The sequence below is a fragment of the Bacteroides sp. AF20-13LB genome, from assembly GCF_003603065.1.
Classification (GTDB): domain Bacteria; phylum Bacteroidota; class Bacteroidia; order Bacteroidales; family Bacteroidaceae; genus Bacteroides; species Bacteroides uniformis.
Genome location: NZ_QTMH01000001.1, coordinates 481,995 through 501,770, shown reverse-complemented (window position 1 = coordinate 501,770; position 19,776 = coordinate 481,995). Strand labels below are relative to the sequence as shown.

Sequence of the window (19,776 nt, the reverse complement as noted above, 5' to 3'; positions counted from 1 at the left end):
AATACAGAACTTTCATGCTTGCGTGAAAAAGTTTTGTTGAGGTGCAGCCTATCTTCGCTTTTGTGGCAAAGATACATAAATGCAGATTGTTATTGTCACGTTATCGGCAGAATGTTGTACCTTTGCCTTTCCAAAAAAAGATTAAAGTGCTTTAATGGTAATATGCAAGCTTAAATTATTATAGATATGACAATAGGGATAATCAGTGCAATGGACAGCGAACACCGCCGGTTGGTGGAGCGCTTGCAGGATAAGAATACGTCGGGCGATGGTAGTTTCCGCTATGTGGAAGGTACATTGGGCGGTAACCATGTAATCTTGACGCAATGCGGCATCGGTAAGGTGAGTGCAGCGGTAGGAGCTTCGGAACTGATACGGCGCTTTTCTCCGGACTGCATCGTCAGCACCGGTGTGGCGGGCGGCATTGATGCTTGCCTGAAGGTGACGGATGTAGTGGCAAGCCAACGTCTGGTGTATCACGACGTCTGGTGCGGCGACGGTAACGAGTACGGACAAGTGCAAGGTTTTCCCGCCTCTTACGAGGGATGTTCCTCTCTGTTGAAACATGCCTTGTCGCTGAACGAAGCCGGAATGGAAAGCCGCATCCACAGCGGACTTGTCTGTACCGGCGACCAGTTCATCACCAACCGTACGGAGCTGGATACCATCAAGCAACGTTTCCCCGACGGTCTTGCCGTTGATATGGAGTCTGCCGCCATTGCGCAGACTTGCTATCTGTACAATGTTCCTTTTCTCAGCTTCCGCATCATCAGCGACACACCCGGAGTAGAGGACCATGCTTCGCAGTATGCCGATTTCTGGGGAACCATGGCAGAGCGTTCGTTCCTCACGATATGGACCTTCCTCTCCACCCTTCCCAGCAATTTATAACTCATAACTTATAACTCATAACTCATGAAGAAGATTCCCAGTTTTACAATTGACCACATCCGCTTGTTGCGCGGTATTTACGTATCCCGCCAGGATGAAGTGAACGGAGAAACAGTCACTACTTTCGACATCCGTATGAAAGAGCCCAACCGTGAGCCTGCCTTGGGACAAGGTGCTCTGCATACTATCGAACATCTTGCCGCCACCTACCTGCGTAATGACCCGCAGTGGCAGGACAAGATTATCTATTGGGGCCCCATGGGCTGCCTCACCGGTAATTATCTGCTGATGAAAGGTGACTTGAAGCCGCAGGACATACTGGTGCTGATGCAGGACACCTTCCGCTTTGTTGCCGAATATGAAGGTGAAGTCCCCGGTGCCGCTCCGCAAGATTGCGGCAACTACCTGCTCCACGACCTTCCGATGGCTAAATGGGAGTCTGCCAAATACCTGCATGAGGTATTGGAACAGATGAAAGAGGAGAATATGAAATATCCGGAAAAAGAAGAAAAATAAGGGGTTAGGGATTAAGGATTAGGGATGGGTTTATACCTATATTAAAGTCTATGCGACCCCAATAATCCCTAACCCTTAATCCCTTATCCTTTATTATCACACAATCTCAATCCCCTGCTCCTTGCAAAGCTGTAATCCCAGGTCTTTCAGCTTGAATTTCTGTATCTTGCCACTTCCCGTCATGGGGAATTCTTTGATGAAGAAGATATACTTGGGTATCTTGTAGCGTGATATTTTGCCGATGCAGAAGTCTCGTACATCCGATTCGTGCATATCCACTCCTTCGTGCAGGATGATGAAAGCGCCTACGGCTTCACCGTACTTCTTAGAGGGAATACCGGCTACCTGCACGTCTTTTACGCCTTCCAGTTGATAGAGGAACTCTTCTATCTCGCGGGGATAGATATTCTCACCACCGCGGATAATCATGTCCTTGATGCGTCCTGTGATGCGGTAATTGCCGTCCTCGTCCTTCACTCCAAGGTCTCCCGAGTGCAGGAAACCGTTCTCGTCAATGACTTCGGCTGTGGCTTCCGGGTTTTTGTAGTAACCCTTCATGGTGTTGTATCCGCGGTTGCACATTTCACCTTGTACGCCTACGGGACACTCTTCTCCGGTTTCGGGGTCGATAACCTTTACTTCCGTATGTTCAAAGTCGTGTCCTACGGTATTGCAACGTACATCGAACGGGTCGTCTATCCGGGTGGCGGTCATTCCGGGAGCAGCTTCGGTCAGCCCGTAAACGCTGGTTACCTTCATGTACATTTTCTCTTCCACCTGCTTCATCAGCTCTACCGGGCAGAGGGAACCTGCCATGATACCCGTACGGAGGCTGGACATGTCGAACATGTCGAACATCGGATGGTTCAGTTCGGCAATGAACATGGTGGGTACGCCGTAAAGTGCCGTGCAGCGCTCCTTGTGGATAGAGGCGAGCACTACCAGTGGGTTGAAGCGTTCCACCATTACTTCTGTACAGCCGTGTGTCAGGCAGTTCATGGTGGCAAGTACCACGCCAAAGCAGTGGAACAATGGTACGCAGACGCAGAGCTTGTCATCGGCGGTAAACTTCATGTGCTCACCGGTAAGGAAACCGTTGTTGGCAATGTTGTAGTGGGTAAGCATGACGCCTTTCGGGAATCCCGTAGTGCCGGAGGTGTATTGCATGTTCACTACATCGTGGCAAGTGACCTGACTTTTGAGTTCATTCAGGCGGCTGTCTTCTATATTGTTGCCCAAGAGAAGTATTTCGGCCGTGTTGTACATGCCCCGGTGCTTCTCCTGCCCCACGTAGATGACGTTTTTCATATAAGGGAAACGTTCGCTTTTCAAGTGTCCGCGTTGGCAGGTCTTCAGTTCCGGAAGCATGGTATAGGTCATCTGCACAAAGTCACTGTCCTTTTCGCCATTGACGATGCAGAGGGTATGCATGTCGGAGTTCTGGCAGAGATATTCCAGCTCGGACTGTTTGTAGTTGGTGTTTACCGTTACGTAGACGGCACCTATCTTGGCGCAAGCGTATAATAGAGTCAGCCAGTCGGGTACGTTAGCTGCCCAGATACCTACGTGTGTTCCTCGTTCCACGCCGATGGCGATAAGCCCTTTGGCCATGTCGTCCACCCGGCGGTTGAACTGGCTCCAGGTGAAACGCAGGTTGCGGTCGGAGTAAACGATATATTCTTTGTCTGGTGTTGTTTCGGCCCAATGTTCCAACCATTGGCCGAGGGTGCGTTCGTATAACATGATGTGGAAGTTGAAAGTGGAAAGGTGAAAATAGAAAGTATTTATCATTTTCCATTTTCACCTTTCAATTTTCCATTAATTTAAATTGGTGTATAAACTACTGCAAGTATCTTGGCTGCCTGCCCTTCATAGGCGTGTACGTGGTGCGGAACGATGGAATCGTAATAGATGCTGTCACCTTCTTCGAGCAGGTAGGTGTTTTTGCCGTAACTGATTTCCATGGTCCCTTCCATCACCATGATGAATTCTTCGCCTTCGTGTGAGGAGAGTACAAAGTCACTGTCGTCCGTAGCGGCCACATCAATGATAAACGGCTCCATATGGCGGTCGGCTTTGGATTTGGAGAGTGAATGATACTCCATATGCTTGCGGCTGTGGATGGCATTGTTGGAGAAACTGATACTGTTCTGCGACTCGTCCTTACGGCAGACCACGGGACCGTTCTCATCCTGGTCGTCAAGAAAAGTTCCCAAACGTACACCCAGCACACGAGCTATCTTGATGAGGGGAGCCAGTGACGGGAGGTCGATGTTGTTTTCTATACGTTCAATCTGTTCGATAGCAAGTCCCGAACGCTGTGCCAGTTCTTCCATACTGATGGATTGGCTTTCACGGAGTGATTTTATTTTTTCTCCTACAATTTTGCTGGTATCCATAATGATAGTATTTTGGGGTCGAAAAGTTATAATTTATAGTTCTTAAACCGCAAAAATAAGAGAAACTTTTACTTGATGCAACATTCTGAGGGAAAATATTGCTGAAATATCTCCGCAGGTCGGCTTATTTGTATAATATTCTTCTGTTCTGTTTCTCTTTCTTCCCCAAAGTTCTGTTTATAGCCGCTTCAAGTCTTGTTCCGATACGTGCTTTCCTTTGTACGCTTTGCCTGCTGCATTGAAACGATAGCTTAGGTTCAGGGAGAAGCTGCGCGAGTCCGGGTTTGCCTTTTTCGTATAGGTCAGCCGGGGACCGAACAGCATGAAGGAGCCATACCGGGAATTCCACAGGTCATTGGCTTGCAGTCCGAGCGTCAGCCTTTTGTTGAAGAATGTTTTGCGGATGCCAGCGTCTATGCCCCAATAGGAACGTTGCAGCATGGCGCCGAAGTTGCCTTCGCTCTGGTAGTCGGCATCAAGGGAGAGAGTCCACTCGTCCGGAAGCTGGAGACTGTTTTGCAGAAAGAGGTAAATGCTGCCGCGGTTCATATTCTTGCTACTGCCTTGATTGGTGACTTTGAAGAACGGTTGGGCGAAGTAAATGCCGAGCTCCGGTTTCCAGATGCCGACGGTGGGTGACAGATGGGCAGAGGCGGTGAGATACTGCATCCGTTTGAAATTTCCGGTAGTGAAGATGACAACATCCGGATTGTCCTCGTATTCTTTGGTCATGAAGGCAATGGCATTGCGGCGGTATTGGTAGTTAAGTCCGAATTGTACCCACTTGTAAAGGGCCGTGAACTGCAGGTCGTGGTTGGTTTCGGGGGGTGAGCAGTGGGTTTCCGCCTTCGTAGATGAAACGGTTGTTATAACTCAGTGTGCTACGTAGCTGGAAGAAGCTGGGGCGGTTGCTTTTGGCTGTATAGCTGAGATTGGCTTGGGCTTTGCCGAGAGGAAAGTCTACCGATAGGTTGGGGCACCAGTCATTGTAAGTACGACTTTGACCGGACACGTACTTTTCCTGCTCCCAATAGTCGGAGACGGCATGCTCGAAGCGCAGTCCTGCAAGAAGGCTGATTTTTCCTAATGTCAGTGAGTATTCGGCAAAGACGGCGGACTTGCTTTCGTCGATTCGACTGTCTGTATCGGGAAGTATGTGCTGCCGGTTCAGGAAATTGTCATTTCGCCGGATGAAGGTGTAATCGGCACCGGTCTTCAGTTCACCTTTCCAAAGGGGATGGGTCAGAATCAACTTGGCGGCATAAAGGCGGTTGTCGGCGTGGTTGAAAGAGCTGATGTCGCGATTGCCTTCGGTCTGGCTTTCTTCTTGAGCCTCCTGGTGATTATAACTTTTGCCGTATACCAGGTCGGTGTTGAAGTTTATGTGGAGTTGCTTTATGCTGCCCTGATAGTAGGCATTCAGCTGGTGCCGGTTGGTTTGCTGCAAGTTTTGGGAGGAATGTATGGTGTGATCGGCCAATTCTTCATTTGCCCGGACGGTATATGCCGAATGGTCACTGCTGTGATAATCGGGGGTACGATGAAACTCATAGGAGGCACCGAGGCTGTGTTGGGGGGTGAAGTCGTAACTGGCGCTTGCTTTTCCTCCGGCAAGTAGTCCCTTATTATATAAGTGAACCCGGTTATTTACATCCCATTGTATTTCGGACGGTATCTGGTAGCGAACCTCCTGGTGGCGTTTTCTGTTTTCATAATTGGTGTACAGCATGCCCAGCAGGGACAGTCCTTTCTTCTGATAATTCAGATTGACTTGTCCGTAATGGCTGTTGCGTCTCCGTTGGGTGATTCCTGCACGGAAATTACCGCCAAAACTGTCTCTTTTGTTACGTACGGTGCGTATGCGTACAACGGCTTTAACGGTAGCATCGTACTCTGCACCCGGGTTGGTGATGAGCTCCACTTTTTCAATATCGGCGGCAGAGAGGCGTTGCAGTTCGGAGTTGTCTTGCAGAAGGCGGTTATCTATATAGATGACCGGTGTCCCTTTGCCAAAAACGGTATACCCCTCATCAGAGGAGCGTAGTCCGGGGATATGTTTCAATACGTCGTTGGCATCATTCAAGGATGCGAGCAGGGTTTGCCGTACGCTTGTCTCCAACTTTCCGCCCTTTAGTCGGAAAACGGGGCGGGCGGCGGTGATGACGGTTTCCGCAAGTAGCACGGCATCGGTTTGCAATATCCAGTTGTGGGTACTCCCGGTGGGGCAAGGCTGGCAAAGGGGTTTGTAACCGATGGAAGAAACTTGTAGTAGATAGTTTCCGGGAGCGGGAGGGAGAAGTTCAAAACTACCGTCGCTTCGGCTACACGTTCCTTGTATGAAGGTGGAATCTTCGGAAAGGAGGGCGATGTTGGTAAACTCTATCGGTTGCTTTTCCTCTGTGAGAATTTTACCTCGGATGGAGGGTGTTGCCGGGCTGGTTTGTGCTTTTGTTGTCGTGACGCTCATTAGGAGCAGGGCAAGAATACATATTATCTGTTTCATGTTCCGGTTGTTGTTTGATTTCGGGACACGAAGGTATCCGCTTTCTGCCGGGATGGAAGAAACAAAAAGCGGATAGTTGTCTGACATTTGCCTGACAATAGACTGACAATACTTTCTTTTGTCCTTTTAAAGGGGGAAGATGATTACTTTTCTGTATCCATCTCTCCGGTGAACGAGATGGACTGTTTGTTCATGGGTTGCACATGGATACTGGTAGAACCATCGGGAAAGATGGTGAGGCGGTACTCATAATTGTCTTCATCACTACGGGTCTTGAAGTCTATTTGGATTTTGCCTTTTTTGAGTGCTCTGGTTGTGTATCCGGTGATGGATGCATTGAAATTCAGGCTCTTGCCTCCTCCATACGGAGCATTGTAGGCCACTCCAAAGTAAGGCAGGTAAGAGAAAACGGAGTCGTTTCTGATTTCCAGTGTGTAGTTGGTGGTCAAGTTACGGCTACCGCCTCTCATCGGTTGCATCCGATCTACGTTGATTTTGTATTGTTTAGCAGCAATAGCTTCTTTTACAGCACGTTCAGTGCGCTCTTTCTTTTCGTTACGGTTTTGGGCGGTTGTCGGCATTGCGACAGTCAGGCAGATTAGCCCTAATAGGATAAGTTTGTTAGTCTTCATGATTCTATAATGTTTAGGTTTTTATTTCCAGTCCGTAGGCGCGGCCACGATCTGTTGTTATTCTGAGGTTGCTGTTATCCTCGACAATGGGCTTCAGACGCCGTATCAATGTGTAAAGCGTTTCGTCTGCATTGTCTTTTCCCGGCCATAGCGATTGGCAGATGTCGGATTTGAAAAGTAGGTGTGAGGAAGAAAGGTAGAACATCTCCATCAGTGTGTACTGCATGGGGGTGAGTTTTAGCTTTTCCTGCTGTTCGTTATAGAAGCAGGCTTCCTGGAGGGAAAGCGAAAGGTTGCCGAAGGTAATGAAGTTTTCTTGTTGCTGCCCGTTACTGGCATTAGTCTTTGTGCGCCGACGGAAATAGAAAAAGGTGAATCCTCCCCACAGCAGGGCGGCCAATAGCAATGTTGCCGGAATTGTCTGCTTGGATAAGCTGAACAGCATGGTAGCTGAGCAACGGGCATATCCCCGGAAGGAAAGTGTCAGTCCAGATGCATCGGCTGTGGTGGAGAGCCATACCAATGTGTCGCTGGCAAGACATCCGGCAGGAATCTCATTGAATACGGTGGCGGGAGAGTTCTTTTTCAGTATATGCAGCGAAAGGGTAGAGACATCTTTCAATCCGGTGATGGACAATGCTTCGGTAAAGGCTCTGTGGGAACCGTTTACAGAAACGGGGGCACCTATCACTTCTTGTAGTTTGGCATAAGTCTGGATTGTGTCCGCATTCAACCATAATCCCTTGTTCTGCAATACTGTGCGTTGCAGTGCCTGGTTCAGGTCAGAGACCACACGTTGTTCTGCCTGCGAATAGCTGCGATAACCGAAGCCGAATGATAGCAGTATCAATAGAAAAGTGATTGCTATCGAAAGATTTGCTGCTGATACTTTTCTTTTCATGGATACAAAATTAGGTATAAATCGGATTATAAACAAAAAAGGAAGTTTCCTTTTGGAAAACTTCCTTTTTTAATGGTTTTGCCGCAAGTAGATTACTTACGCAAGCCGAGTTCTTTGACGATAGCACGATATCTGGTGATGTCGCGGTCCTTCAGATAAGTCAGCAACGCACGGCGTTTACCTACCAACATAGTCAAAGCTCTTTCTGTACTATAATCCTTTCTGTTGAGCTTAAGGTGCTCAGTCAGACGAGCAATACGGTAGGAAAACAAAGCTATCTGAGCCTCAGCTGAGCCAGTATCAGTGTTAGACTTTCCGTATTTGCCGAAGATTTCTTGCTTTTTAGCAGCGTCTAAATACATAATGTTTAATTAAAAGTTATTATAAATATTCCCTTTCGGGGCTGCAAAGATAGGGATAAACTTTTATATCACAATGATATTCAGCAAAAAAATCATATCTATACTGCATATCTAATCCAAAATCACTAACTTTGTCGCTTGAAAATAATAGGTATTATATGCAAAAGATTAGAAACATTGCAATTATTGCCCATGTGGACCATGGGAAAACGACGCTCGTTGACAAGATGCTTTTGGCCGGAAACCTTTTCCGCAGCAACCAGAGCACAGGTGAATTAATGTTGGATAACAATGACCTGGAGCGTGAACGAGGTATAACGATTCTCTCAAAGAACGTTTCTATCAACTACAAAGACACCAAGATTAACATTATTGATACTCCGGGACACAGTGACTTCGGAGGTGAAGTGGAACGTGTATTGAATATGGCGGATGGATGCATTCTGCTTGTGGATGCTTTCGAAGGTCCTATGCCGCAGACACGGTTTGTATTGCAGAAAGCTCTGCAGATTGGTCTGAAACCTATCGTTGTTGTGAATAAGGTGGATAAGCCAAATTGCCGTCCCGAAGAAGTGTACGAGATGGTGTTCGACTTGATGTTCAGCCTGAATGCAACCGAGGACCAGCTGGATTTCCCCGTTATCTACGGTTCTGCCAAGAATAATTGGATGAGTACCGACTGGCAGCAGCCGACTGATAACATTTATCCGCTTCTGGACTGTATCTTGGAGAATATTCCTGCCCCCGAACAGTTGGAGGGTACACCGCAAATGCTGGTTACTTCGCTGGATTATTCTTCGTATACCGGGCGTATTGCTGTGGGCCGCGTACACCGTGGCATATTGAAAGAAGGCATGAATGTGTCTTTGGCAAAGCGTGACGGGAGTATCGTGAAATCAAAAATCAAGGAATTGCATACATTCGAAGGTATGGGCCGTGTAAAGGTGCAGGAAGTGTCTTCCGGTGACATCTGTGCGTTGGTAGGTATCGAAGGATTCGAAATCGGAGATACGGTCTGCGATTACGAAAATCCGGAAGCGTTGCCGCCTATTGCCATTGATGAACCTACGATGAGTATGCTCTTCACCATTAATGACTCTCCGTTCTTCGGTAAGGAAGGTAAGTTTGTTACTTCCCGCCACATCCACGACCGTTTGATGAAGGAGTTGGATAAGAATCTTGCACTTCGCGTGCGCAAGAGCGAGGAAGACGGCAAGTGGATTGTTTCCGGCCGTGGCGTGCTTCATCTTTCCGTACTGATTGAGACCATGCGTCGTGAAGGGTATGAGTTGCAGGTAGGGCAACCGCAGGTAATCTTCAAGGAGATTGACGGCGTGAAATGCGAACCTATTGAAGAGCTTACCATCAATGTTCCCGAAGAATATGCCAGCAAGATGATTGATATGGTGACCCGTCGTAAAGGTGAAATGGTGAAGATGGAAAGTGCCGGCGAACGTGTAAATCTTGAGTTCGACATGCCGTCGCGCGGTATCATCGGTCTGCGTACCAATGTGTTGACCGCTTCTGCCGGCGAGGCTATCATGGCACACCGTTTTAAGGAATATCAACCGTATAAGGGTGAGATTGAACGGCGTACCAACGGTTCTATGATTGCCATGGAGTCCGGTACGGCTTTTGCCTATGCCATTGACAAGTTGCAGGACCGCGGCAAATTCTTCATTTTCCCGCAGGAAGAGGTTTATGCAGGCCAAGTAGTGGGCGAGCATTCCCATGACAACGACTTGGTGATTAATGTAACGAAGTCCAAGAAGCTTACCAATATGCGTGCCAGTGGTTCGGATGACAAGGCACGTCTGATTCCTCCCGTACAGTTCTCTCTTGAGGAGGCACTGGAGTACATCAAGGAGGATGAATATGTGGAAGTTACTCCTAAATCAATGCGTATGCGTAAGGTTATCCTCGATGAGCTTGAGCGTAAACGCGCAAACAAGAACTGATAAACAGAAGAGTTTTAGTTGTTATATATGAAAGGAGTGCCCTGCCGAAAGGTGAGGCACTCCTTTTTATTGTCGTCATTCAAACGAAAGTCAATCGATGAATTTTACCTTTGCCGCATTACGGGGTTTGGCAGCGGGCGTTTCGTCCGGATAGCCGAAAGCGATACAGTAAAGTAGCTGATAGCCTTCCGGAATATCCAGTTTCTTCAGGTATTCGGCAGCAGCCGGAGTAGAGGTCATGAAGCGCGTGGGACCGCCCAAGCAGCAAGAACCGATTCCCATGGACCAGGCTGATAGAATCATATTCTCACCCAACAGTCCACAGTCAATCTGTGAAAGGTCATAAGACGGGTCATTGGCAATAAATACTACTGTAGAAGCGTTGCGGAACATGTTCTTGAATTTCGGGTCTTCGGCGGCTTTGGGATTTTCCTTCTTGTAGATTTCCGTAATTCCGTTGATGAAATCCGGGTTATCCACTACACGCACTTCCCACGATTGCTTGTTCTGTCCGTTGGGTGCATTGATACCGCAATCCAGGATAATCTGCATGGTGTCGCGATTCACGGCTTGCGGTTTGTACTGGCGGATGCTGCGGCGTGACATGATGGTTTCAATCACCGTATTCTCTTTGCTTTCATTTGCATTGGCAACTTGGGTCTCTTTCTGGACCTGGGCACCGCAACTGCAGAGCAGCAACAAACTTGCGCCTGCCAACATCAATCTGATACTTTTCATATTGCTTTATTTGAATAATGGTTTCTGCAAAACTACTAAAACTTTCGGATTATCAATGAGATAGAGATATTAAAAAAGAAAAAAGGCATCTCCCGGAGGAGATACCTTTTCCATATGTTTCTAACTTTATTGTCAGATTAGAGCTTCGGACCAGCAGCAACCAAAGCCTTACCAGCTTCGTTGCCAGTGAACTTAGCGAAGTTCTTGATGAAGCGGCCAGCCAGGTCTTTTGCTTTTTCTTCCCATTGGCAAGCGCATTCGTAAGTATCGCGAGGATCAAGAATCTTCGGATCTACATTAGGCAATTCAGTAGGAACCACGAAGTCGAAGAAAGGAATAACCTTCGTCGGAGCCTTGTCGATAGAACCGTCGAGGATAGCGTCGATGATACCACGAGTATCTTTGATAGAGATACGTTTGCCGCTACCGTTCCAACCAGTGTTAACCAAGTATGCCTTAGCACCAACCTTGTTCATCTTCTTAACCAATTCTTCTGCATATTTAGTAGGATGCAGGCTCAGGAAAGCAGCACCGAAGCAAGCAGAGAATGTCGGAGTCGGTTCAGTGATACCACGTTCTGTACCAGCCAACTTAGCAGTAAAGCCAGACAAGAAGTAGTACTGAGCTTGTTCAGGGTTCAAGATAGATACCGGAGGTAATACACCGAATGCGTCAGCAGACAAGAAGATTACCTGGTGAGCGTGAGGACCCTTAGAAACCGGTTTAACAATGTTATTGATGTGGTAGATAGGATAAGAAACACGAGTGTTTTCTGTTACGCTCTTGTCAGCGAAGTCAATCTTACCGTCAGCAGCTACTGTAACATTCTCCAACAGAGCGTCACGCTTGATGGCAGCGTAGATATCGGGTTCGCTTTCTTTATCCAAGTTAATAACCTTAGCGTAGCAACCACCTTCGTAGTTGAATACACCTTCGTCATCCCATCCGTGTTCATCGTCACCGATCAACAGACGTTTCGGGTCAGTTGACAAGGTAGTCTTACCAGTACCGGACAGACCGAAGAAGATAGCAGAGTCAGTACCTTCCATGTTAGTGTTGGCAGAGCAGTGCATAGAAGCGATACCACGCAACGGGTTCTTGTAGTTCATGATAGAGAACATACCCTTCTTCATTTCACCACCGTACCAAGTGTTCAAGATAACCTGTTCGTTGGTCTTCAAGTTGAATACAGTAGCTGTTTCAGAGTTCAGACCCAGTTCCTTGTAGTTGTCAACTTTTGCCTTAGAAGCGTTGAATGATACGAAATCGGGTTCTCCGTAGTTAGCCAGTTCTTCAGCAGTCGGGCGGATGAACATGTTAGTTACGAAGTGAGCCTGCCATGCCACTTCCATGATGAAACGTACTTTCATACGAGTAGCGGGGTTGGCGCCACAGAAAGTATCAACAACGAACAGACGCTTGCCGCTCAATTCCTTTACAGCCTTAGCCTTTAGGTCAGCCCAAGCTTCTTCAGAGCAAGGTTTGTTGTCGTTTTTGTATTCTTCAGAAGTCCACCATACAGAATCCTTGCTGGCTTCATTCATTACGAAGAATTTATCTTTAGGAGAACGACCGGTATAGATACCTGTCATTACATTTACGGCACCCAGTTCAGTTACCTGACCTTTTTCAAAACCTTCCAAACCTGGTTTGGTTTCTTCTGCGAACAGTACATCGTAAGACGGGTTGTGGATAATTTCCTTCACGTCTTGGATACCGTACTTGCTTAAATCTAAATTTGCCATTTCTTTTAATGATTTAAAATGTTGGTATTTGGTTTATAATCTCTTTCCTTAATCTCTTTTACCTTTGATTTACAAGGAAAAACGGGTGTAGAAAAGCTCTTTTTTTCCTGCTTTTCAGCAGGTCCCTTGTTTTTCGCCTACAAAAGTAATACTTTCTTTTTAAAGAAAAGCTCTATTAGAGAAATTTTTCTCTAATAGGAAATCTTTTATAAAACCATAACAATATCTGCTAACTGAATGTTGCAAATTGGGTGAAATTCGTTTACTTTGCACATCAAAACATTCTATAATTATGAAGGTTATCAACTTTGCCGAGACAAATTCTGTCTTGAACCAATACGTGGCAGAAATTCGTGATGTAGCAGTCCAGGGCGACCGTATGCGTTTCCGCCGTAATATTGAACGCATTGGAGAGATAATGGCGTATGAAATGAGTAAGGAACTGACGTATTCTGTCAAGCAGGTACAGACTCCCTTGGGAGTGGCGTCGGTCAGCACACCCGATGACGCGGTGGTGATTGCCACTGTTTTCCGTGCTGGGCTGCCCTTGCATACTGGGTTTTTGAATATGTTCGACCATGCCGGGAATGCTTTTGTTTCCGCTTACCGTTATTATAAGGATAAGGAATGCCGCACGGTGGATGTACACATCGAATACATCGCTACTCCGGATTTGTCCAAGAAGACATTATTGATTGTAGACCCGATGCTTGCCACGGGAGAAAGTATGGAATTGGCCTGGAAGGCCTTCATTACGAAGGGGATGCCAGCCAAGTTGCAGATAGCTTGTGTCATAGCCAGCCAGCAGGGCGTAGAGCATCTGGAAAAGCTGTTCCCTGGAGATGAAGTGACCTTGTGGTGTGCAGCAATCGACCCGGAGATGAACGAGCATTCCTATATCGTTCCCGGGCTGGGAGATGCCGGAGATTTGGCGTTCGGTGACAAGATATAAGGTTCATATATCTTTTCCATCAGCCTTTTCCCAAGTGCGGGCCTATAATGACCCGGTTCATAATAATTGTGGATGTCTTCCGTGTATTCGTTGATACCGGTGAAATCAAATACATTCCGTTTTCCGAAGAAGCGCTTCAGTGTCTTTACGTCGGCAGGGCTTATGTTGACCTGCAGGTAGTCGGGACTGATAATGATTTTCACATCGGTATCATGCTTCCGGCAAATCCACTTTATTTCCTGCAACAAGCTGACTTGTTTTTCCCTGAGCACTTGGGGGGCTTCCCGGTATTTCCCGTCTCTATAATTCTTCATTTTCTCTTTGGTGAATTCTCCTTTCCGGTTTTCCCAGTACTTATCTCCCTCTTCCTTTATCATTTCCTCCCTGGGATTCAGCACATCATTGGTTACCGGGTTTCGGGTGGAGCCATAGGGATTTATCACCCCTTTCATGTAAGGGCGATAGGTGTGGAACAGCTTGTAGTCCAGATAGGGGAGGAGAAAGTTCGGGTAGAAGAAGGCTTGGCAGAATTCCTTCTGGAACTTGAAGTTGCTTATTCCCGATATGGCGGGCGGCAGAATGTTGGAATGTCCGGTCAGGCAGCGGTCGTTGTGCAATGATTCCTTGTCGATAATCAGCAGCAGGTTCTTGATTGTTGCACCTGCCTTGTCCAGTGCCTTCAGCTTCAGGCAGACGGCGGCAAGGCTTTCGGCATTTCCGAATAACCGTACGGCTCTTCCACCGTGGAGGTATTTTTCCCATTCATGGCATTGATAAGCCATAGTGCAGGAGTTTCCCATGATATAGGAGTCGATGGGGATAGTATCCCGGTTGTTCAGATACATCTGCCACCCCACGTGCCCTTCGTTTAGTACAACCGGGGTTTGGTCGTATCGTTCATAGTTCTTCAGGACCATGAAAGGGTCGTCCAGGAAATAGACTGCCAGTAGGGCTATAAAAGGGATAAAAAGGATAAATAGCTTTTTCATGAAACGTATGGCTGCGTTCCGTTCGCTGTTTTTCTTCATCATGTGTCTTTATTGTCAAAATTGTAAATATATGAAGCTGTCCGAGTTGAACTGTCCCAGTGTGAAGAGTATTATGGCGAGCAGATAATAGATACTCCATCTTACGGCTGCCGGCTGTCGTCCGAAGGCTTCCAGCAAATCATGCTTGGACATGAAATATTCGTAAACCAATATCAGTACGAGTGCGCTTCCTGCCACAATGCTGTTGTGGTCCGGCATTCCGATGTTCATTTCCTTCCAGCTGTAATGCACATCGAAGGAGAGGTGGCTGATGTAGTGGAACGCTTCGGCCATGGAGCCCGCTCGGAAGAATATCAGAGAGACGGCAAAAAGCAGGTAGGTCCTTACGACGGATAGTGTGGCATATAAGCGGCTCCCCAATTGGGCTTTCAGTCTGCGGTGAAATGTCGTGGTCTTCATCTCGTAGAAGATGATGACACCTTGAATTAGTCCGTAGACAGCAAAGTTCCATCCGGCACCATGCCAGATACCCAGTCCCGTGAAGGTCAGCGCCAGACTTAGAAATACGCCCCATTGTCCCCATCCACGCAGGCTCGAGGACAACGGGAGGTACAGATAGTCGCGTACCCAGAATGAAAGCGACATGTGCCATCGGCGCCAGAAGTCGGCAGTGGTCTGCGCAATGAACGGCCGGTTGAAGTTTGGGCTGAGCTTGAATCCCAGCATGCGCGCTCCTCCCAATGCGATGTCGGTATATCCGGAGAAGTCGGCATACAGCTCTATCGGATATAGGAGGCATGCCATCAGCAATTGCACGCCTGAGGCTGTGTATACCGACCCGAAGACACCGTCTATGTATGGGGCGATGGAGTCGGCCAGTATCAGTTTCTTTATCAGTCCCACGACAATCAGTCTCATTCCGTAGACCATGGATGCATAGTCCGTAGCTTTGCAGGACTTCAGTTGGGGGAGCATGTCACCTGCCCTTTCTATGGGACCGGAAAGGAACTTCATGAAGAAGAGCATGTATATCATGAAGTCGGGCAGGCTCTTTTCCGGTTCTTCTTCTTGCCAATAGATTTCTGTCAGGTACGAAATGGCCTGGAAAGTATAGAAAGAGATTCCCAGCGGAAAAAGGATGTGGCAGTCTGTAAGCCGGTCGGCATACCGGAATGCCAACCAGCTCACGACCAGAAAACACACACCTGAAAAATAAGTTCCCTTCATGCTGCTTTCCCGCTTGGTCTGTCCTATCCATTTGCCAAGGTAGAAGGTGGTAAGCGTGAGGATGAGGGCCGTTATCAGAAAAGTGAGGTGGTAGAAGCCTATGAAGAGGCAGCTGGCTGTCAGTAAGGTCGCTTTTCTGAATCGTGAAGGAAGCGTATGGTATAGAATGAAAGTACACGCAAACAGTACGACGAAGTTCAGGGATATGAATGACATTTCCTAGTTGGTTTTGGTTAAAATGGCATGGCAGATGTCTCCCACGTTTTTGAGTTTTACAATATCTCTGAAGGTGAAGCGTACATTGAATTTCTTCTCTATCTTGTTTATCAGTTGCATGTTGGTCAGTGAATCCCATCCTTCCACATCCTGGGCGGTGGTCTCATTGTCAAGTACAATGTTCTCTCTTTTCAGTACCTCCCGAAAGATGAGGCTCATTTCATTCAAAATAGTCTGTGTATCCATTGTCAAGTTTAAATTAGTTCTTGTATTTTCTTTCTGTCTGTTTTGCTACTGGTGTTCAGCGGAAACTGTTCCAGGCAATGCATATGCTTGGGAATCATGTAGTAGGGAAGCCTGCTATACAGATATTCCTCCATCTGCTGTTTGTCGAGCTGTTTCTTCTCTACGACGAGATGTAGTTCGCACTGATTGCCGTTGTCGTATTTGGGAATGACGACTACACGGCATTCACCGTTGAAAAAGTTTTTTGCCACATGTTCAATCTCGCTCAGCTCGATGCGAAATCCTTGTATCTTTATCTGTGAGTCTTTTCGTCCGCAATAGATGATGTCACCGTCGGCATCCATCCGGCAGAGGTCTCCCGTCTTGTAGTATACTTTTCCATTGGCGGTCTCTACGAGGCATTCCCCGTTTTTTTCGGGAGCATTCCAGTATCCACCCATCACTTGATTGCCGCTAATCCATAGTTCGCCGGTTTCTCCGGTAGGCAGCGGGCGACCGTCGTTATCCATAATTAGGGCATCGATGCCTTCGAAAGGCCTTCCGATAGCGGTCATGCCGTTGTGATGCTTGCAGGAGGTGACGGGTATCCGGTAGGCAGTGCAGTAGATGGTTCCCTCTGTCGGTCCGTATAGGTTTATGAAAGAGGCATTGGGGACACATTTTCTGAAAGCATCCAACAGCTCCGCGTCAGAAGCCTCGGCAGTAACCACTAGATATCTAAGTGCGGGGAGGTGTATCTCCGGAAAATAGGGACGTAGCAGCTGGAGCAGTGAAGGGGCCACGGCAGCGAAGGTCAGGTCGTATTTTTCCAGAGTTTCAATTACGTTGATGTATTTCACGCCTTCCGGAGAAACGGTGTATATGCAAGCACCCAGCGTCAGCGGATATAGAAAGGATACGATGGAAACGTCAAAAGTGAGTTCGAACATCTGCAGCATCCGGTCGTTCTCGTCCAGTTGCCAGCCGAGGCGGTGGTAGGCGGTATAGAAAGCATTCAGGTTACGGCGGGAGATGGGTACTCCTTTGGGTTCGCCCGTGCTTCCGGAGGTAAAGATGATGTAGGCATTTTCCTCTTCTGCCGTATGGAGGATGTCTTCTGCGGCATGGAACGTGGCGGAGTTCTCTGCCTGCTCTATTTCGGAGGTACATATCAGTTCCAGATTCCGGGTGTCGAGGTTCAAGACATGGATATTCTCGGTATGCAGCACGAGGCGAATGCCTGCCGAGTCGGCAATTCTGTCGTTCCTATGTTTGGGGTAGGAAGGATGCAGGATGACGTATGTCTTTCCGCAAATCAGTGCAGATAGTATGGATGCGTATGTTTCCAGTCTGTTTTCTGCGACGATGCCGATAATTTTGTCTTCTCTGTCCTTGAATAGGGAGGATATTTTCTGTACGCAAGTTGCCAGCTCTCCATAAGTGCAGGCCGTGTCTTCGATGACGAATGCCGGTCGGTCGGCATATTTGCCGAAGGCTTTCATGATGTCGCCAATCAAGTCATTTGGATACTTTTTCATTTAGTCCGTTATGTTATAGTTCAGTTTTTGCGGAAGCGATGTTTGTCCGTCGTTCATTAAAGACAGTGGTTTCCCGCAATCTCCCTACCGGGAAATCCTTAAGATTTCTAAAAAAGGAGGGATACTGTTCGGAATAAAAGAAACAGAGGGGGCAAATACATACTCACCACAGGATAACACGGATTAACACTGCTAAAAGCTCTTTATTATCAGAACTCCTAAGGCAATCTGTGTTAATCCGTGTTATTCTGTGGTGAGTATGATATACTCTTCGGGCAAAATGGGTTTGCGAACAAAGTCCTTATTTTGCCCAGAACAGTTTGTGGTAGTAAGTGTCTTCGGCTGACACCTCTTTATAGTAGGGATTGTAGTTGACTTCCGTATTCGGGTATCTCCAGCGGTTCGGCACATTTGTGATGGTACCGGCCACTTCGGGGAAGGCCAGGCCGGACGGATAGCCGGTACGTCGGATATCACTCCATGCCTCACGACTGGCTAGGAAACCGAAATGCAGCCACTTTTGGGTAATGATAGCATCCAGCTTGTCTGCATATTCCGTGCTGTTCCATTTGGCAGCAGCGAAAGAGGCTGTTTCTTCGGCAGTGGGGGCATTATACCGGCGTGCGTTTTCACCCGTACTTACCGAGTCGTAATAGTAGTAAAGCGTGATGGACTGGCTGACAGCCTTTTTGAACTCTTCTTCCGCTTTTGCTTCATTCTTTGCCACTCCATACCCCATTTCATAGGATTCCGCTTTCAGGAAATGGATTTCGGGTGAGGCCATTATCAGCATGTCGAATTTATCGTTTTCCCAAAAGAAACCTTTCTGCGTGATTTGTGAGAAACCGGTGTTGCTGGTATTGACTTCGTCTTGTGCCTGCGAGTTGTAATATTCCGTCAGCTCATCTGCCACGGTAAGGTCTGTGCCCAGATAACGGTGTTCGTCCAATTGACCGGTGTTTTGGTTGGTAATCTTCACGGGATTGAAGTTGAGCAGGATGCGCGGGTCGTCTTCTCCTTTCACATAAACGCCGCTCAGTGGGTCATTGCTGGTCATATCATAGTTGCCATGGCCCAGCATGCGGTCGATGATGGCGCCCGAAGCAAGTCGGTTAGTTACCCAGTCACCCAGTCCGTGGCCTGCGGTGAAGTTCAGTTGCCCAGACTTCTGGTTGACAATGAGAATGTTGTTTTCTTGTTCCTCTATCAACGGATAGGCTGACGGATTTTCCAGGATTTCCTTGATGGCGGTACGGCCTTCCGCCTGCAAGTCTCCTTGCGCGGCTACGCGCATGGCAAGGCGCAGTCGCAAGGAGTTTGCATAGCGTTCCCATTTGTCCATGTCCCCGTTGTTGATAAAGTCTTGTGTATTGAAGTTCCTCGGTGTGGGGATGGAACGGAACCGTGGAGCAATTTCTTTGAGCTCATCAAGAATGGTTTTATAAATATCCTCGGCCTTGTCATAATGAGCATACGATTTACCTACATCGTTGGTAAGCGGCAGCGTACAAGCTTCCGAGAAAGGCATATCCCCGAAAACGTCCACTGTGGCGGCAAAGAAATCGTACAACTGTACTTTGGCGGCAAGATAGAATGCCTCGTCCTGGGCTTGTTCTGCCGCGCTTTCTTCCTCGTAGAGAGATTCCAGCTTACGGAACTGGGCCAGTGCCGAATACACATTGTCCCACTGTCCGTCAATAGCGGGTATATAGCCGGGGGTATACATATCCGTAGTGTTGGAGTAGCCGAAGGTTTGTGCATACTTGCCCGTAAACTGTGAATCGAATCCGAAGAACCGGTTGTATTCGTAAACATCATAGTCCTTTACTTTTTGGAAGACTCCTACCATCAGATTACTGATGGTGACTTGGGTTACTTTGGAGGGGTCTTCGTATTTGCTGTCGAAGTCATAATCCGTACAGCCTGATGTTGTCAGGAGGAATGCTCCCAATGAAACAAGAGATAATATCTTTGTCTTTTTCAT

18 protein-coding genes are annotated in these 19,776 nt (G+C 47.6%); 4 read left to right on the top strand and 14 right to left on the bottom strand.

Annotation, left to right across the window (positions count from 1 at the left end; translation table 11 throughout):
• Positions 1–186: 186 nt before the first annotated feature.
• Both DWX62_RS01890 and DWX62_RS01885 read left to right on the top strand, forming a co-directional pair.
• Entirely contained in the window at positions 187–891 is a 705-nt protein-coding gene (locus tag DWX62_RS01890) for a 5'-methylthioadenosine/adenosylhomocysteine nucleosidase (RefSeq protein WP_005830756.1), read from the top strand.
• Between the two features lie 24 nt (positions 892–915).
• Positions 916–1,407 carry an S-ribosylhomocysteine lyase gene (locus DWX62_RS01885; protein ID WP_118132331.1) on the top strand — a complete coding sequence of 164 codons (492 nt, stop codon included), beginning with the start codon at positions 916–918 and terminating at the stop codon, positions 1,405–1,407.
• 96 nt (positions 1,408–1,503) lie between these two features.
• Here DWX62_RS01885 and DWX62_RS01880 read toward each other — a convergent pair whose 3' ends face one another.
• The 7 genes from DWX62_RS01880 to rpsO all read right to left on the bottom strand — a co-directional run bounded on the left by DWX62_RS01880 (position 1,504) and on the right by rpsO (position 8,204).
• Positions 1,504–3,150: an AMP-binding protein gene (locus DWX62_RS01880; protein ID WP_057256578.1), complete on the bottom strand. Its 1,647-nt coding sequence runs from the start codon at positions 3,148–3,150 to the stop codon at positions 1,504–1,506.
• A gap of 80 nt (positions 3,151–3,230) precedes the next feature.
• The gene (locus DWX62_RS01875) at positions 3,231–3,806 is read right to left on the bottom strand and encodes an XRE family transcriptional regulator (RefSeq protein ID WP_005830747.1); all 576 of its coding nucleotides are present in this window, start codon (positions 3,804–3,806) and stop codon (positions 3,231–3,233) included.
• Between the two features lie 177 nt (positions 3,807–3,983).
• Positions 3,984–4,613, bottom strand: coding sequence for an outer membrane beta-barrel protein (locus DWX62_RS22440; RefSeq protein ID WP_279387154.1), 630 nt, complete (start codon positions 4,611–4,613; stop codon positions 3,984–3,986).
• Positions 4,570–6,309 (bottom strand): outer membrane beta-barrel protein, encoded by a 1,740-nt coding sequence (locus DWX62_RS22435; RefSeq protein ID WP_279387153.1) that lies wholly within the window; start codon positions 6,307–6,309, stop codon positions 4,570–4,572. The genes DWX62_RS22440 and DWX62_RS22435 overlap by 44 nt, the downstream gene beginning before the upstream one ends.
• A gap of 143 nt (positions 6,310–6,452) precedes the next feature.
• Positions 6,453–6,941, bottom strand: coding sequence for a DUF4251 domain-containing protein (locus DWX62_RS01865; protein ID WP_005830743.1), 489 nt, complete (start codon positions 6,939–6,941; stop codon positions 6,453–6,455).
• Positions 6,942–6,954: 13 nt separating this feature from the next.
• Entirely contained in the window at positions 6,955–7,842 is an 888-nt protein-coding gene (locus DWX62_RS01860) for a helix-turn-helix domain-containing protein (protein ID WP_005830741.1), read from the bottom strand.
• Between the two features lie 92 nt (positions 7,843–7,934).
• Entirely contained in the window at positions 7,935–8,204 is a 270-nt protein-coding gene (gene rpsO / locus DWX62_RS01855) for a 30S ribosomal protein S15 (protein WP_005830737.1), read from the bottom strand.
• Between the two features lie 158 nt (positions 8,205–8,362).
• Between rpsO and typA the strand changes: the two genes are divergently transcribed.
• A complete protein-coding gene (gene typA / locus DWX62_RS01850; RefSeq protein ID WP_005830735.1) occupies positions 8,363–10,162 on the top strand; it encodes a translational GTPase TypA in 1,800 nt (599 codons plus the stop codon).
• A 90-nt stretch (positions 10,163–10,252) separates the two neighbouring features.
• Here typA and DWX62_RS01845 read toward each other — a convergent pair whose 3' ends face one another.
• Complete coding sequence (locus DWX62_RS01845) at positions 10,253–10,900, bottom strand: nitroreductase (protein ID WP_005830732.1); 648 nt, start codon at positions 10,898–10,900, stop codon at positions 10,253–10,255.
• 137 nt (positions 10,901–11,037) lie between these two features.
• Complete coding sequence (gene pckA, locus DWX62_RS01840; protein ID WP_005830728.1) at positions 11,038–12,645, bottom strand: phosphoenolpyruvate carboxykinase (ATP); 1,608 nt, start codon at positions 12,643–12,645, stop codon at positions 11,038–11,040.
• A gap of 292 nt (positions 12,646–12,937) precedes the next feature.
• Between pckA and upp the strand changes: the two genes are divergently transcribed.
• Positions 12,938–13,597, top strand: a complete 660-nt coding sequence (gene upp, locus DWX62_RS01835) for a uracil phosphoribosyltransferase (protein WP_120172545.1) — start codon at positions 12,938–12,940, stop codon at positions 13,595–13,597.
• Here upp and DWX62_RS01830 read toward each other — a convergent pair.
• The 5 genes from DWX62_RS01830 to DWX62_RS01810 all read right to left on the bottom strand — a co-directional run bounded on the left by DWX62_RS01830 (position 13,540) and on the right by DWX62_RS01810 (position 19,776).
• Positions 13,540–14,628: a hypothetical protein gene (locus DWX62_RS01830; RefSeq protein ID WP_034529249.1), complete on the bottom strand. Its 1,089-nt coding sequence runs from the start codon at positions 14,626–14,628 to the stop codon at positions 13,540–13,542. The genes upp and DWX62_RS01830 overlap by 58 nt on opposite strands.
• A 12-nt stretch (positions 14,629–14,640) precedes the next feature.
• Entirely contained in the window at positions 14,641–16,029 is a 1,389-nt protein-coding gene (locus DWX62_RS01825) for an MBOAT family O-acyltransferase (protein WP_055288298.1), read from the bottom strand.
• A 3-nt stretch (positions 16,030–16,032) separates the two neighbouring features.
• Positions 16,033–16,275: an acyl carrier protein gene (locus DWX62_RS01820; RefSeq protein WP_005830717.1), complete on the bottom strand. Its 243-nt coding sequence runs from the start codon at positions 16,273–16,275 to the stop codon at positions 16,033–16,035.
• Positions 16,276–16,283: 8 nt separating this feature from the next.
• Complete coding sequence (locus DWX62_RS01815; protein ID WP_008662567.1) at positions 16,284–17,792, bottom strand: amino acid adenylation domain-containing protein; 1,509 nt, start codon at positions 17,790–17,792, stop codon at positions 16,284–16,286.
• A 301-nt stretch (positions 17,793–18,093) separates the two neighbouring features.
• Positions 18,094–19,776, bottom strand: a complete 1,683-nt coding sequence (locus DWX62_RS01810) for a SusD/RagB family nutrient-binding outer membrane lipoprotein (RefSeq protein ID WP_008662569.1) — start codon at positions 19,774–19,776, stop codon at positions 18,094–18,096.

Coding starts and splice junctions, on each gene's coding strand:
- DWX62_RS01890 (WP_005830756.1), top strand. CDS start 187: ATGACAATAGGGATAATCAGTGCAATGGACAGCGAACACCGCCGGTTG.
- DWX62_RS22435 (WP_279387153.1), bottom strand. CDS start 6,309: ATGAAACAGATAATATGTATTCTTGCCCTGCTCCTAATGAGCGTCACG.
- DWX62_RS01815 (WP_008662567.1), bottom strand. CDS start 17,792: ATGAAAAAGTATCCAAATGACTTGATTGGCGACATCATGAAAGCCTTC.
- DWX62_RS01875 (WP_005830747.1), bottom strand. CDS start 3,806: ATGGATACCAGCAAAATTGTAGGAGAAAAAATAAAATCACTCCGTGAA.
- DWX62_RS01845 (WP_005830732.1), bottom strand. CDS start 10,900: ATGAAAAGTATCAGATTGATGTTGGCAGGCGCAAGTTTGTTGCTGCTC.
- DWX62_RS01885 (WP_118132331.1), top strand. CDS start 916: ATGAAGAAGATTCCCAGTTTTACAATTGACCACATCCGCTTGTTGCGC.
- DWX62_RS01810 (WP_008662569.1), bottom strand. CDS start 19,776: ATGAAAAAGACAAAGATATTATCTCTTGTTTCATTGGGAGCATTCCTC.
- DWX62_RS01830 (WP_034529249.1), bottom strand. CDS start 14,628: ATGATGAAGAAAAACAGCGAACGGAACGCAGCCATACGTTTCATGAAA.
- rpsO (WP_005830737.1), bottom strand. CDS start 8,204: ATGTATTTAGACGCTGCTAAAAAGCAAGAAATCTTCGGCAAATACGGA.
- DWX62_RS01825 (WP_055288298.1), bottom strand. CDS start 16,029: ATGTCATTCATATCCCTGAACTTCGTCGTACTGTTTGCGTGTACTTTC.
- DWX62_RS01860 (WP_005830741.1), bottom strand. CDS start 7,842: ATGAAAAGAAAAGTATCAGCAGCAAATCTTTCGATAGCAATCACTTTT.
- pckA (WP_005830728.1), bottom strand. CDS start 12,645: ATGGCAAATTTAGATTTAAGCAAGTACGGTATCCAAGACGTGAAGGAA.
- DWX62_RS01880 (WP_057256578.1), bottom strand. CDS start 3,150: ATGTTATACGAACGCACCCTCGGCCAATGGTTGGAACATTGGGCCGAA.
- upp (WP_120172545.1), top strand. CDS start 12,938: ATGAAGGTTATCAACTTTGCCGAGACAAATTCTGTCTTGAACCAATAC.
- typA (WP_005830735.1), top strand. CDS start 8,363: ATGCAAAAGATTAGAAACATTGCAATTATTGCCCATGTGGACCATGGG.
- DWX62_RS01865 (WP_005830743.1), bottom strand. CDS start 6,941: ATGAAGACTAACAAACTTATCCTATTAGGGCTAATCTGCCTGACTGTC.
- DWX62_RS01820 (WP_005830717.1), bottom strand. CDS start 16,275: ATGGATACACAGACTATTTTGAATGAAATGAGCCTCATCTTTCGGGAG.